This window comes from Ruegeria sp. EL01 (assembly GCF_900313035.1).
Lineage (GTDB): Bacteria > Pseudomonadota > Alphaproteobacteria > Rhodobacterales > Rhodobacteraceae > Ruegeria.
On record NZ_OMPS01000046.1, the window covers coordinates 58,502 to 70,604 of the forward strand.

General features: G+C 57.4%; 12 protein-coding genes. 10 read left to right on the forward strand and 2 right to left on the reverse strand.

Annotation, left to right across the window (positions count from 1 at the left end):
- The first annotated feature begins 37 nt into the window (after nucleotides 1-37).
- From D9K61_RS20730 to glmM, 6 genes are all read left to right on the forward strand, one after another.
- Nucleotides 38-2,578 (forward strand): putative PEP-binding protein, encoded by a 2,541-nt coding sequence (locus D9K61_RS20730; RefSeq protein WP_120635629.1) that lies wholly within the window; start codon nucleotides 38-40, stop codon nucleotides 2,576-2,578.
- A 186-nt stretch (nucleotides 2,579-2,764) separates the two neighbouring features.
- A complete protein-coding gene (locus D9K61_RS20735; protein WP_120635114.1) occupies nucleotides 2,765-3,406 on the forward strand; it encodes a cell wall hydrolase in 642 nt (213 codons plus the stop codon).
- 73 nt (nucleotides 3,407-3,479) lie between these two features.
- Nucleotides 3,480-4,853 carry a multicopper oxidase family protein gene (locus D9K61_RS20740; protein ID WP_120635115.1) on the forward strand — a complete coding sequence of 458 codons (1,374 nt, stop codon included), beginning with the start codon at nucleotides 3,480-3,482 and terminating at the stop codon, nucleotides 4,851-4,853.
- A 101-nt stretch (nucleotides 4,854-4,954) separates the two neighbouring features.
- The gene (locus D9K61_RS20745; RefSeq protein ID WP_120635116.1) at nucleotides 4,955-5,875 is read left to right on the forward strand and encodes a dihydroneopterin aldolase; all 921 of its coding nucleotides are present in this window, start codon (nucleotides 4,955-4,957) and stop codon (nucleotides 5,873-5,875) included.
- A complete protein-coding gene (gene folP / locus D9K61_RS20750; RefSeq protein WP_120635117.1) occupies nucleotides 5,872-6,870 on the forward strand; it encodes a dihydropteroate synthase in 999 nt (332 codons plus the stop codon). The genes D9K61_RS20745 and folP overlap by 4 nt, the downstream gene beginning before the upstream one ends.
- A gap of 34 nt (nucleotides 6,871-6,904) precedes the next feature.
- Nucleotides 6,905-8,248 (forward strand): phosphoglucosamine mutase, encoded by a 1,344-nt coding sequence (gene glmM / locus D9K61_RS20755; protein WP_120635118.1) that lies wholly within the window; start codon nucleotides 6,905-6,907, stop codon nucleotides 8,246-8,248.
- Here the strand turns inward: glmM and D9K61_RS20760 are convergent.
- Nucleotides 8,245-9,147: a DMT family transporter gene (locus D9K61_RS20760; protein ID WP_120635119.1), complete on the reverse strand. Its 903-nt coding sequence runs from the start codon at nucleotides 9,145-9,147 to the stop codon at nucleotides 8,245-8,247. The genes glmM and D9K61_RS20760 overlap by 4 nt on opposite strands.
- Nucleotides 9,148-9,226: 79 nt before the next feature.
- On the opposite strand from D9K61_RS20760, the gene D9K61_RS20765 reads away from it, so the two are divergent.
- Together D9K61_RS20765 and D9K61_RS20770 are read left to right on the forward strand one after the other, a co-directional pair.
- Nucleotides 9,227-9,553, forward strand: a complete 327-nt coding sequence (locus D9K61_RS20765) for a helix-turn-helix transcriptional regulator (protein WP_120635120.1) — start codon at nucleotides 9,227-9,229, stop codon at nucleotides 9,551-9,553.
- Between the two features lie 4 nt (nucleotides 9,554-9,557).
- Nucleotides 9,558-9,989 (forward strand): hypothetical protein, encoded by a 432-nt coding sequence (locus D9K61_RS20770; protein ID WP_162946982.1) that lies wholly within the window; start codon nucleotides 9,558-9,560, stop codon nucleotides 9,987-9,989.
- Between the two features lie 47 nt (nucleotides 9,990-10,036).
- Here D9K61_RS20770 and ilvC read toward each other — a convergent pair whose 3' ends face one another.
- The gene (ilvC, locus tag D9K61_RS20775) at nucleotides 10,037-11,059 is read right to left on the reverse strand and encodes a ketol-acid reductoisomerase (protein ID WP_120635630.1); all 1,023 of its coding nucleotides are present in this window, start codon (nucleotides 11,057-11,059) and stop codon (nucleotides 10,037-10,039) included.
- Nucleotides 11,060-11,190: 131 nt separating this feature from the next.
- On the opposite strand from ilvC, the gene D9K61_RS20780 reads away from it, so the two are divergent.
- Both D9K61_RS20780 and D9K61_RS20785 read left to right on the forward strand, forming a co-directional pair.
- Nucleotides 11,191-11,646, forward strand: a complete 456-nt coding sequence (locus D9K61_RS20780; RefSeq protein ID WP_120635122.1) for an Lrp/AsnC family transcriptional regulator — start codon at nucleotides 11,191-11,193, stop codon at nucleotides 11,644-11,646.
- Nucleotides 11,643-12,101 carry an Lrp/AsnC family transcriptional regulator gene (locus D9K61_RS20785; RefSeq protein WP_120635123.1) on the forward strand — a complete coding sequence of 153 codons (459 nt, stop codon included), beginning with the start codon at nucleotides 11,643-11,645 and terminating at the stop codon, nucleotides 12,099-12,101. Before D9K61_RS20780 ends, D9K61_RS20785 begins: the two co-directional genes overlap by 4 nt.
- The last annotated feature ends 2 nt before the right edge of the window (nucleotides 12,102-12,103 follow it).

Genomic DNA, 12,103 nt, shown 5'->3' on the forward strand with positions numbered 1-12,103 from the left:
AGGCGCTTATGCTGCAGGCAAACCAAAAGGTGCCGCAGTGCAGAATAATCCGCATACCACGCTTATCACATCCAAAGCGCCTGTCGCCGCAAATACGCATGGTGGCCGGGCCAAGTGTCTGCAACGCCTCGTTCGGTTAGAGCTGCCGGTGCCGCGCACGGTCGCATTGTCCTTTGATGCTGTGCACCGCATTGCCGAGGGGCGTGTTCCCGATCTAGCCGCAATCCTGGAAGAATTTGACCCGACAGCCTTGCTGTGTGTTCGGCCCAGTTCTGAAGACCCTGATTGGGGTGGTCCTGGTGCGGTGTTGAACATCGGTATGAATGATGCGCGCTATGTCGATCTTTCGGACAAAATGGGGGTCGAAGCGGCGGCGGCACTGTATCTGCGGTTCGTGCAAAGCTATGCGATTCATGTGGCGCGGCTGGATGCCGATGTGTTCGACGATATTGACGCGGATGGTCGCGAAGGTCTGCGCCAGTCGTTGCGTGCTTATGAAGACGAAACTGATGAAGCCTTTCCGCAGGACCGGGGCGAACAGTTGGCCGCCGTTCTGCGATCCATGGCGCGTGCCTGGGATGGCACATCCGCAAGACTGTTGCGGCAGGCAAAAGGGGCCCCTGCGGATGCCGGGTTGGGGCTGGTCATTCAAGAGATGATCCCGGGCGTCGGGCAGGGTGAATGCGGATCCGGCGTTTTGCAACTTGTTGATTCCACGACCGGAATGCCGCAAATCACCGGTAGATATCTCAGTCAGAGCCAGGGCCGGGATGCGTTGGGAGAAGGTGTTTCTGCCTTGTTTTTGGAGAAGGACTCGCGGGGTCCGTCGCTGGAAGAGGCTGCGCCCAAAGCCTTTGCGGACCTGAAGGCTCAGGCGGCATTGATGCGCGAGAAGCTGCGCGAAGAAATGCAGGTCGAATTTGTCATCGAAAACGGCCATGTGCACATTCTTGATGGCGTGCGAGTGCAGCGCAGTGCCCGTGCCGCTATGCGCATTGCTGTGCGGCTTGCAGAAGATGGAATCCTGCCGCAGCAAGAAGCAGTGATGCGCATTGATCCTCATGCGTTGAACGAACTTTTGCACCGGCAGGTGCATCCCGAAGCGCAGCGCGACGTCCTCACAACAGGAATTGCAGCAAGCCCGGGCGCATCTACCGGAAAGATCGTTTTCACAGCGGCCGAAGCACAAGCCAGTGCCGCGCGGGGCGAGGCGTGCATTCTGGTCCGGCGCGAAACCTCACCCGAAGATGTGCGTGGGATGCATGCCGCAGTCGCCGTTTTGACCGAAAAAGGCGGTATGACCAGCCACGCCGCCGTAATTGGTCGGGGCTTGGGGCTGCCGTGCATTGTTGGTGCATCGGATATGCGGTTTCAGACCAAGAAGAAATTGCTGACGGCCCCGGATGGTCGGGTTTTCAAAACTGGTGATGTTCTGACGATTGACGGCACTTCGGGTCAAGTGCTGGCAGGACAACCTGCCATGCTCGAGGCGGTCTTTGATGACTGTTTCCAGACGCTGATGGCCTGGGCCGACGCCGAGCGCGACATCGAAATCCGTGCCAACGCCGACACGCCTGCGGACGCGCAGACAGCCCGTAACTTCCAGGCCCAGGGTATCGGTTTGTGCCGGACCGAGCATATGTTCTTTGATCCTGGCCGCCTGATCGTGATGCGTGAGATGATCTTTGCCCAAACCTCTTCTGGTCGTGCCGCGGTACTGGAACGCCTGCTGCCCATGCAGCGCGAAGACTTCATGCAACTCTTCCGGATCATGGAAGGTCAACCCGTATGCATCCGGTTGTTCGATCCGCCGCTCCACGAATTCCTGCCAACCACCCGCAGCGGACAGCGCGAGCTGGCCGAAGCGCTGGATCTACCGATTTCGGACGTTGAACGCCGGGTCGATTCAATGACTGAATACAATCCGATGTTGGGGCTGCGCGGCGTCCGGCTGGGTGTTACCGTGCCTGAGATCTATGATATGCAGGCGCGTGCGATTTTTGAGGCCACTTTAGAGGCCAGCAGGAACGGTGCGCCGGTGGTGCCCGAAGTCATGATCCCGCTGGTCTCGGCCAAGCGCGAGGTTGAGTTGGTCAAATCCCGTATCGATTCTGTGGCAGCTGCGGTTGCTGCTGAGTTCGGGCAGGAGTTCGAATATCGTCTCGGCGTGATGGTGGAAACACCACGGGCGTGTTTGCGTGCTGAAGAGATCGCACCCAACACCTCTTTCTTGAGCTTTGGTACAAATGACCTGACCCAGATGACCTATGGTCTCTCGCGCGACGATGCCGGGCGGTTTATGTCGGCATATGTGCGGCAAGGGGTGTTTACGGAAGATCCGTTTCATGTGCTTGATCCCGATGGCGTCGGCGAGTTGTTGAAACTTGGGGCCGAGCGCGGGCGTGCGGCAAAGCCGGATGTAACCCTTTCAGTATGCGGCGAACACGGTGGCAACCCCGAATCAATTGCCATTTGCAGGGACCTTGGCTTTGACTACGTGTCGTGCTCACCGTTCCGGGTGCCGGTCGCTCGGCTGGCTGCCGCTCAACTGGCGATTTCGTCCAGACTTGGGGGTTGACACAACCTCAAAGCCCTAAGATTAGTGGATTCAGGATGAACCTGGGGTCATTTTTTTTGACCTAGCGGGCGGTTTTCCACTTGCTTTTTCTTCTGATCTGGACGTTTGCCCAAGACTGGGTTAAATGCCTCGTCGCGCCCGCCGGGGGAGGGTTTGGCGCGTATAGTGCCTGTGCGAGGTTATCTGATGCTACGTTACATAATGGCTGTTGCCGCAATGGCAGCAACCATGCTGCCAAGTGTGTCCTTCGCTGAGAGGGAAGCCAATAATTCTGCTGATCAAGAGCTTGTCGCCCGCAATGAATTGCCGGCGCAAAGCTTTCGCGACTATCTGAAATTGTTCAAGCCCCGCAAGGCCGTTGAACCGATCACCGTATCCTATTCCAAAGATTGGTTGGATCAACAGCCCAACGCGGCCGGTGACGAGAACTGGAAGTGCCTGTCCGAGGCACTGTACTTTGAAGCGCGTGGTGAAAGCGTGCGCGGTCAGTTCGCTGTGGCTGAGGTCATTTTGAACCGGGTCAAAAGCAGTCGTTTCCCGAATTCGCTTTGCGGTGTGATCCGTCAGGGCACTGGCAAGAAATATCAGTGCCAGTTCACCTACACCTGTGATGGCCACAAAGAAGTGATCCACGAAAAGAAAGCTTATGAGCGCGTTTCCAAAGTGGCTCGGGCAGCTATTGATGGGATTGCTAAGGAGTTGACCGAAGGGGCAACGCATTATCACACCACCGCAGTGCGTCCATCCTGGGCGAAAGTGTACAAGCAAACCGCACGGATCGGTGTTCATCTTTTCTATCGCCACAACTATCGCACCGCGAGCAACTGATTGACGCACCCGCGCTGGAACCTTGATGGCGAGTTCAGTGTTGCGTTCTATATTGCGGGCCGGGAGGCCCGCAATGACTGTTAATCGCCGACAATTCCTGCAAACCGCAGCTGCGACCACGCTGCTGCCCCACATGGCGCGCGCAGATATTCCGTTGCTTGAGGCCCGGGTGACAGATCAACTGATCGCCCCGAGCGGATATCCTGAGACCAAACTTTGGAGTTTCGGAGGACGAGTTCCCGGAGTTCCGCTGCGCCTGAAACAGGGCGACAGTGTTCAGCGCAGGCTTGTTAACAGTCTGCCGCAGCCAACATCCGTGCATTGGCATGGAATACGTATCGAAAACGCAATGGATGGTGTGTCTGGGTTGACGCAAAACCCTGTAGCGACAGGCGATACCTTCGACTACGATTTCAACGTCCCGGATGCCGGAACCTATTGGTATCACGCACATAACAGGTCCATGGAGCAGGTCGCGCGGGGTCTTTACGGGTCTCTGATCGTTGAAGAAGCGACACCGCCGGACGTCGATCAGGATCTGATCCTGATGCTGGATGACTGGAGGCTTGATCCTGAAACCGCGCAAATCACGGATGACTTCGACAATGGTCGAGATCTCAGCCATGCGGGGCGTCTCGGCAATCTTGTGACAGTCAATGGTTCCTTTGATCCGGCATTCTCTGTCAAACGCAACGAACGCCTCAGGCTGCGTCTAATCAATGCGTCCAACGCGCGGATCTTTGATGTCGGGCTTGACGGTTTGTCTGGGTGGATCGTTGCGTTGGATGGCATGCCGCTGGAAACACCTCTGGCGATTCCGCAGTCGTTCCCACTTGCTCCTGCGCAACGCGCGGATCTTGTCGTGGATGTCAGTACAGATGGGGACGCGACAAACCTTCTGAGTGTTGAACCGGACGGGGCCTATGGTCTGGTTCAGTTCAACGTAACCGGCGAGTCCGCAAAAACACGTCGAGGCGCTGTGGTCGCTTTACCGCCCAATCCATTGCCCGTTCTGCAAGGTATTGAGACGGCGCCGCTGCATCGGATGGTTTTGCAGGGCGGGGCAATGCGGTGGCTTGAAAACGCGCGGATCGGAGATACAGAGTTATCCGGGCGCGAATTGGCGCAACTCGGACGGTTTTGGGCTTTGAACGGCCATGCCGAACGCCCGACCGATCCCTTTCTGGACACCGGTCTGGGCAGCTTGCACAGGATCGAGTTTGTCAATGAAACCGCTTTCCCTCACGCGATGCACCTGCATGGCCATCACTTTCGGTTGATCCTTGAAGATGGCTCATTTGGGCCCTGGCGGGACACGGTGCTTGTCGACCGAGGGCAGACTCGTCAGATCGCACTGGCGGCTGACAATCCAGGGGACTGGCTGTTGCATTGCCACATGCTCGGCCATGCCGCTTCGGGTATGATGAGTTGGATTCGCGTGACCTGACGCCGCATTCGGCGGTTGGAATGGCGCTTGTTTGAATGTTATAGCCCCTCGCAAAGCCTAATATAGGCAAACTTTCCAATGAGCCCGAGAAGGCCTGACCCATGAGTTCTGAAATCCGCCTGGCATTTGCACACCCATCTGAGCGGTCCGAGGCGACCTCGTCAAACGGGCCGCTGGATCGTATTTCGCTGCGTGATCATATTGTCGAAGTTGAAATTGGCGCGTTTCAGGCCGAGCGCGGGACGACGCAGCGTGTCTGCTTCAACATCGTTGTGGAAGTACGCCCGCTGACCGACCCGATCGATGACGATGTGGATCGTATCTTGTCCTATGATCGCGTGACCGAAGCGATTGCGTATGAGCTATCGGCTGAGCGTTTGAACCTGTTGGAGACTTTGGCTGAACGTGTAGCCGAACGGATTTTACTTGAACCTCAGGCTGTAAGAGCTTTTGTTCGAATTGAAAAGCTGGATCGAGGACCCGGTGCCCTTGGTGTTGAAATCGTGCGCGGCAGAGACACGCATCACCACGACATCGTCGAGGAAGAGCGCCCGCATCCACGTCTCGTTTTCCTGTCGAACGAAGCGATTGCCTCGGATAACCTGACCGGGTGGATTGATCAGCTTGAAAACCGCCAACGCCCATTGATCCTGTGTGTTGGTGCTTCGGATCTGGCCGCATCACAAACCGGACATGCGATGACACAACGCCGGATCGACCTTCTGGCCATTGAGCAAAACGCATGGGTACTGGCAGCACGTGATTTTCGCTGCGTCGTCGTTTCAACCCGGACCGAGCTGGATTGGGCCATGAAAAACGGACAAATCTGCGTTTGGGCACCCTCTAAGATCGTTTTGGATGCTGTTGATGGACCTTCTGCGGCCCCGTCAGATGCGGTGGCTTTGGCTGCCTGGTTCGCAGCGACTTTTGAAGCCAGCGAGATGCTGGTGATCGGCGGAGAGCTGCCGGAAACACCCAAAACGCCGTTGCGCGCGGTCAATGTGGATCAGGCGCAGTTGTGAAAACCTATTTCCGACCATTGGTCCAGCACGGTCCAGCACGTCCGAAAGATGCCGTAGCGCTTGCTGGTCAGTCGCTTTGGTTCACCCATGCTGAGGTTTTGACGCGAGAAAACCCACCGCAGGTTGTGCAGGTTGCTGAAATCCCATCCGATGTGTTGGGCGTGTTGACCAGTCCACGTGCGGCGCTATCCAATTTGGATATGCAGCGTCCGCACATTATGGGCATCCTTAACGCAACGCCGGACAGCTTTTCGGATGGTGGCCTGCACAACTCGGTCGAACGCGCGCGCAGTGCGGCCGTCGATATGGTCGCGCATGGCGCCACCATTCTGGATATCGGCGGCGAGTCGACCCGGCCCGGTGCAGATTTTGTTCCCGAAGATGAAGAAATAGCCCGGACCCGCCCTCTGATCGAGGCGATCCGGGCAGAAACAGATGTTCTGATATCGATCGATACGCGAAAAACCAGCGTGGCCAAGGCGGCGAGTGCGGCAGGGGCCGGGCTGATCAATGACGTCTCTGGATTTACCTTTGACCCGGGTCTGGCGCCATTTTGCGCGCAGCTGGGCGCACCGGTCTGTGTCATGCATATGAACGGCGATCCGGACACGATGCAGGATGATCCGCAATATGATGATGTTTTGTTGGACGTTTATGACTTTCTCGAGGGCCAGGTCACCTATCTGGAGCGACTGGGTTTGCGCCGTGATCAGATAGTGGTCGACCCGGGTATCGGGTTTGGGAAATCTCAGGATCACAATCTGGCTTTGTTACGCAGTCTAAGCCTGTTCCACGGGCTTGGGTGTCCGATCCTGTTGGGCGTGTCCCGAAAGGGTTTCATCGGATCCATCGGGCAAGAGCCGCGCAAGGACTCACGCGCACCGGGATCAATTGCCTTGGCTTTGGCGGGATTGTCCCAAGGCGTGCAGATCATTCGGGTACATGATGTGGCCGAAACCGCTCAGGCCTTGCGTCTATGGGCTGCCGTCCGGTAATCCGGTCGCAGGTTAGTTTTACGGAGTGACAGGTATGCGCAAGCTGTTCGGAACCGACGGAGTGCGGGGCACCGCCAACACGCACCCGATGACGGCAGAAATGGCCTTGCGCATAGGTGCAGCGGTCGGCCGCTATTTTCGCCGTGATGCGACGGGCGTGCATCGCGTGGTTATCGGTAAAGACACACGCTTGTCGGGCTACATGCTGGAAAGCGCATTGACGGCTGGTCTGACCTCGACCGGTATGAACGTGCTGCTGCTGGGTCCGGTGCCCACGCCAGCGGTTGGTCTGATGACCCAGTCGATGCGGGCGGATCTTGGGGTGATGATTTCGGCCAGCCATAACCCAGCGGAAGATAATGGGATCAAGTTCTTTGGCCCTGATGGGTTCAAACTGTCCGATCAGGCCGAGATCGAGATCGAGAATCTGATCGAAGAAGGGGTCAAACCCGCTCAGGCCCAAAATATCGGACGGGCACGACGTGTCGATGACGCGCGGTTTCGTTATGGAGAACGCGTCAAGTCGTCTCTGCCGCGCAACGTGCAACTGGACGGTTTGAAGGTTGTGATCGATTGCGCCAATGGCGCAGCACACCGTACCGCGCCGGAGGTTTTGTGGGAGCTGGGCGCTGATGTTATCCCAGTTGGCATTGCCCCCAATGGTAAGAACATCAATCTCAATTGTGGTTCGACCAAGCCGCAACTGGCCGCGGAAACCGTGGTGGCCCATGGCGCGCATGTGGGCATTTGCCTTGACGGCGACGCGGACCGGGTTGTCGTGATTGATGAGACCGGGCAGGTGGCAGACGGCGATCAACTGATGGCGTTGCTGGCCACGGCTTGGAAAAAATCCGAACAATTGAAGGGCGACGCCTTGGTGGCGACCGTCATGTCGAACCTTGGTCTGGAACGACATCTTTCAGCTCAAGGTCTGCGGCTTGAACGGACGGCCGTGGGCGACCGCTATGTGGTTGAACGGATGCGCGAAGGCGGTTTTAACCTGGGTGGGGAACAGTCCGGGCATATCGTTATGAGCGACTATGCCACCACCGGCGACGGCCTCATGGCCGGGTTACACTTCCTGGCCGAGATGGTTCTGTCCGGTCGCAAGGCGTCGGATCTATCCAAACAATTCGAGACGGTGCCGCAGCTTCTGAAGAATGTACGATACCAATCGGGGCAGGTTCCGCTGGACGCTCAGAACGTTCAGGCGGCAATCGCAGATGCCGAGGCGCGTCTGAACGGGCAAGGCCGTTTGCTGATACGCAAATCGGGCACAGAGCCCTTGATCCGCGTTATGGCTGAATGTGAAGACGATGTCTTGCTGACGCAGGTTGTCGATACCATCGTGGCCGAAGTCGAAGCCGTCGCAGGCTAACGCCCGATTAACAGCTTTCTGAGGCTGAACCATTGGCTGATGGCCAGCCCGGTCAGGATCATCAACAAGGCAACGTAGAACCGCAAGGGCAGGGCTTCGGACAGTATCCATGCGCCAAAGATCATCGACCAGATCGGCACCTGATAGTTGACCAGTGTCAGAAAAACTGATCCGGCGCTGCGGATAATCGACACACGCAGTAGCGTGGCAAAGGCTGTCGGAACAAGGCCCAAACCGACGATGGCAAGGCCGGGCCGGGTGCCTTCCCAGCGCGGCACACCTTCGGATATGAACATGATCGGCAGCAGTATTAACGCTCCGACCACCAGTGTCAGTGCCGCCAATGTGACCGGATCAATTGATGGGCAGCGGCGCGTAAAGATAGACGCCACCGAATAGCAGAGCGCTGCGCCGATACATGCCAGTTGTGCCAAAGGCTCGGCTCCCTGACCAATCTGTGCCAACCCCGGCCCAATCAGGACCAGTGCCCCGGAAAACCCCAATGTGACGCCAAATAACCGGCGTGTGTTCATGGGTTCATCCGAGAAGAAATGTGCCAACGGCAAGACCATCAACGGGATGGCCGCCATGGATAGGCCAGCAAAGGCCGAAGGCACATATTGCTGCCCCCAGCTTAGCAATAGGAACGGCAAGGCGGTCGAGAGTACACCAATGACAATTATCGACCCCCAAAGCGCACGGCTCGGACCGGGAAATCGGCGCCCGGTGGCTGCCATCAGGACCAGCAATGTAACGGCACCCAAAGTAGTACGCGCTGTTGCAACGGTCACCGGTCCATACCCTTCCAGCGCCATGGCAACAACCATGAACGTTCCGCCCCAAATCAGGCCAAGGGATATGACGCCGCTCCAGTCGCGGTAATCGGGTTGTTGAACCATTCCATCCCCTTATCCTGCGATTCACCCAGTGTCACGAGGGCGTTCTTGATTTTCCGTAAGTTCTCACTTACGGTAAGTAATGACTTACGATGATGCTTTTTCAGCGTTAGGCGATCCAACACGGCGACAGGTGTTTGAAGCGGTGGCCAAGCGGCCACGCGCGGTGGGGGCTTTGGCTGCGGAACTGCCTGTCAGCCGTCCGGCAGTATCGCAGCATTTAAGGGTGCTTTCGGATGCGGGGCTTGTCATGTGCCGTGCTGAGGGGACTCGTCGGATATATGCAGCACGGCCCGAGGGGCTTGCCGAAATGCGCGCCTGGTTAGAGCGGTATTGGTCTGACGTTCTCGAAAGTTTTGCAGCGGAAGTAAACGAAGGGGGCAGGGCTAGTGACGGATCCTATTGTTAAGAGAGTGACTGTGAATGCAACACCGGAACAGGCGTTTGATGTTTTCGTCAACCGGATCGCAAAATGGTGGCCGTTGGACGGTCATGCCGTGTCAGCTTCAAAAGGACAACCGGCGCTTGCTGTCACGATTGAACCGTATGTGGGCGGCGCAGTCTATGAAACGATGTTCGATGGAACGCGGGCCGATTGGGGCCGGGTTCTTATCTTTGAAGCCGGACGTCGACTTGCGCTCAGTTGGCACCCCGGCACGAATAAAGATCGCCCGACACGGGTAGAGGTTACCTTTGAAATCCATGGCTCAGCGCAGAGCAAGGTAACCCTGACGCATTCCGGTTGGGAGGTTTGGGCTGATGAGGCATCCGACAAGCGCGGGGGTTACGACACGGGATGGGATCACGTGTTTGGCCAATGCTTTGTAAACACCGTCGGAGAATGAAAAAGGGCGGCCACTTGGGGCCGCCCTTTCGCTGACATAGGTCAGGCTTAGTTCTTTTCTTTGTCGACCATTTTGCCCGCCGAGATCCAGGGCATCATGGCGCGCAGTTTCGCACCAGTCTCCTCGATCATGTGCTCGTCATTGGCGCGGCGCGACGCTTTGATCGTCGGCTGACCAACGGCGTTTTCCAGCATGAAGTCACGCACGAACTTACCCTGTTGGATGTCGTTAAGAACCGCTTTCATACGCGCTTTGGTCTCGTCGTATTGCAGGATGCGCGGACCGGTGACGTACTGGCCATACTCAGCAGTGTTCGAGATCGAGTAATCCATGTTGGCGATGCCGCCCTCATAGATCAAGTCAACGATCAGCTTCACTTCGTGCAGGCATTCGAAATAGGCCATCTCGGGCGCGTAACCCGCTTCGACCAGTGTTTCAAAGCCGCAGCGGATCAGCTCGACCAGGCCGCCACACAGGACTGCCTGCTCACCGAACAAGTCGGTTTCGCATTCTTCGCGGAAGTTGGTTTCGATGACGCCGGAACGACCGCCACCGATGGCCGAGCAATAGGACAGGCCGATTTCCAACGCTTTGCCGGTTGCGTCGTTATCAACGGCAACTAGGCAAGGAACACCGCCGCCTTTGACATATTCGCCGCGCACAGTGTGGCCAGGGCCTTTAGGGGCCATCATGATGACGTCGACGCCTTCTTTCGGCTCGATCAGGCCGAAATGCACATTCAGGCCGTGGGCGAACGCGATTGCCGCACCCGGTTTGATGTTGTCGTGGACGTATTTCTTGTAGGTTTCAGCCTGCAATTCGTCGGGCATGGTGAACATGATGACGTCGCACCAGGCCGCCGCTTCGGCGATACCCATAACCTGCAGACCTTCGGCGTCGGCTTTCTTGGCCGAGGCAGAGCCTTCGCGCAGAGCGACGACGAGGTTCTTTGCACCCGAGTCACGCAGGTTCAGCGCGTGGGCATGACCCTGTGAGCCATAGCCCAGGATAGCCACTTTTTTGTCTTTGATCAGGTTGATGTCGCAATCGCGATCGTAATAGACGCGCATTTCGCCGGTCCTTTCAGTTTCGATTGCCATGCTTTTACGTGTGATTTTCGGGGATGGCGATGGCATCTCGGTTGAAATTTCAGCGAAAGTAAGGATATTTATTCTCCAAACGTGCTAAATGTGAGAGTTTCATGCTTGACGATATCGATCGCCGCATTCTGCGTCACATGCAAGCGGATCCCAGCCTGACCTCAGCTGAGCTGTCCGAGCGGTGCAGGGTCAGTCAAGGCGTCTGCTGGCGACGGATCGAAAAGATGCAAGCCGCCGGTATCATATTGGGGCAGGAGGCCGTGATTGACTGGGCCGTGCTGGGATATACCGTCGAAGTGTCGTTGCGGGTGACGCTGGACAAAACGCAAGCGCGCGCCTTTGACGAGTTTTCCGAGGCAGCCCGAGACGTGCCCGAGGTGATCGAAATCCAGACTTTTCTGGGGCGGGTCGATGTACGCCTGTCGGTGCTGGCCCGGGATATGTCCCACTATCAACAGGTCTATCGCGACCGGATTCTGACGCTACCGCACATCGCGGACATCGAAGCGCTGATGCACATCGCGCGGGTGAAACGCGACGAGGTGCTGCCGATATGATTGACCTGGACGAGATCGACCGGAAGATCTTGCGCGCATTGGCACAGGACGCGACCCAAAGTGCTGGTGCGTTGGGTCGCAAGTTCGGGCTGTCGCAACCCGCAACCTGGCGCCGCATCCGACGGTTGGAAGAGACGGGTGTGATCAAAGGACAGCGTTTACGGCTGAATGCCGAGGCGCTTGGGTTTGGTGTAACTGTCTTTCTGGGCGTCAAGCTTGCCCGCAAGGGGCAGGTCAGTCTGGAAGATTTTGAGCGCGCCGTGAGCGCCATCCCTGAGGTGCAGACGGTTGAGCATGTGCTGGGGCTGTATGACTACCGCTTGCGGGTCGTCGCCCGGGATATTTCTGATTTTGAGCGGGTTTTGCGGCGCCGGATTATGACGCTGCCCGGTGCTGGCGACGTCGAGGCAAACGTCCTTCTCAGCGAAGAGCGGCTGCCAGGGCCAATAGGTTGATT

Bases quoted from the DNA above. Each gene is read 5' to 3' on its own strand.
- D9K61_RS20735 (WP_120635114.1), top strand. From the start codon at position 2,765: ATGCTACGTTACATAATGGCTGTTGCCGCAATGGCAGCAACCATGCTG.
- D9K61_RS20740 (WP_120635115.1), top strand. From the start codon at position 3,480: ATGACTGTTAATCGCCGACAATTCCTGCAAACCGCAGCTGCGACCACG.
- D9K61_RS20745 (WP_120635116.1), top strand. From the start codon at position 4,955: ATGAGTTCTGAAATCCGCCTGGCATTTGCACACCCATCTGAGCGGTCC.
- glmM (WP_120635118.1), top strand. From the start codon at position 6,905: ATGCGCAAGCTGTTCGGAACCGACGGAGTGCGGGGCACCGCCAACACG.
- D9K61_RS20760 (WP_120635119.1), bottom strand. From the start codon at position 9,147: ATGGTTCAACAACCCGATTACCGCGACTGGAGCGGCGTCATATCCCTT.
- D9K61_RS20765 (WP_120635120.1), top strand. From the start codon at position 9,227: ATGACTTACGATGATGCTTTTTCAGCGTTAGGCGATCCAACACGGCGA.
- ilvC (WP_120635630.1), bottom strand. From the start codon at position 11,059: ATGCGCGTCTATTACGATCGCGATTGCGACATCAACCTGATCAAAGAC.
- D9K61_RS20780 (WP_120635122.1), top strand. From the start codon at position 11,191: ATGCTTGACGATATCGATCGCCGCATTCTGCGTCACATGCAAGCGGAT.
- D9K61_RS20785 (WP_120635123.1), top strand. From the start codon at position 11,643: ATGATTGACCTGGACGAGATCGACCGGAAGATCTTGCGCGCATTGGCA.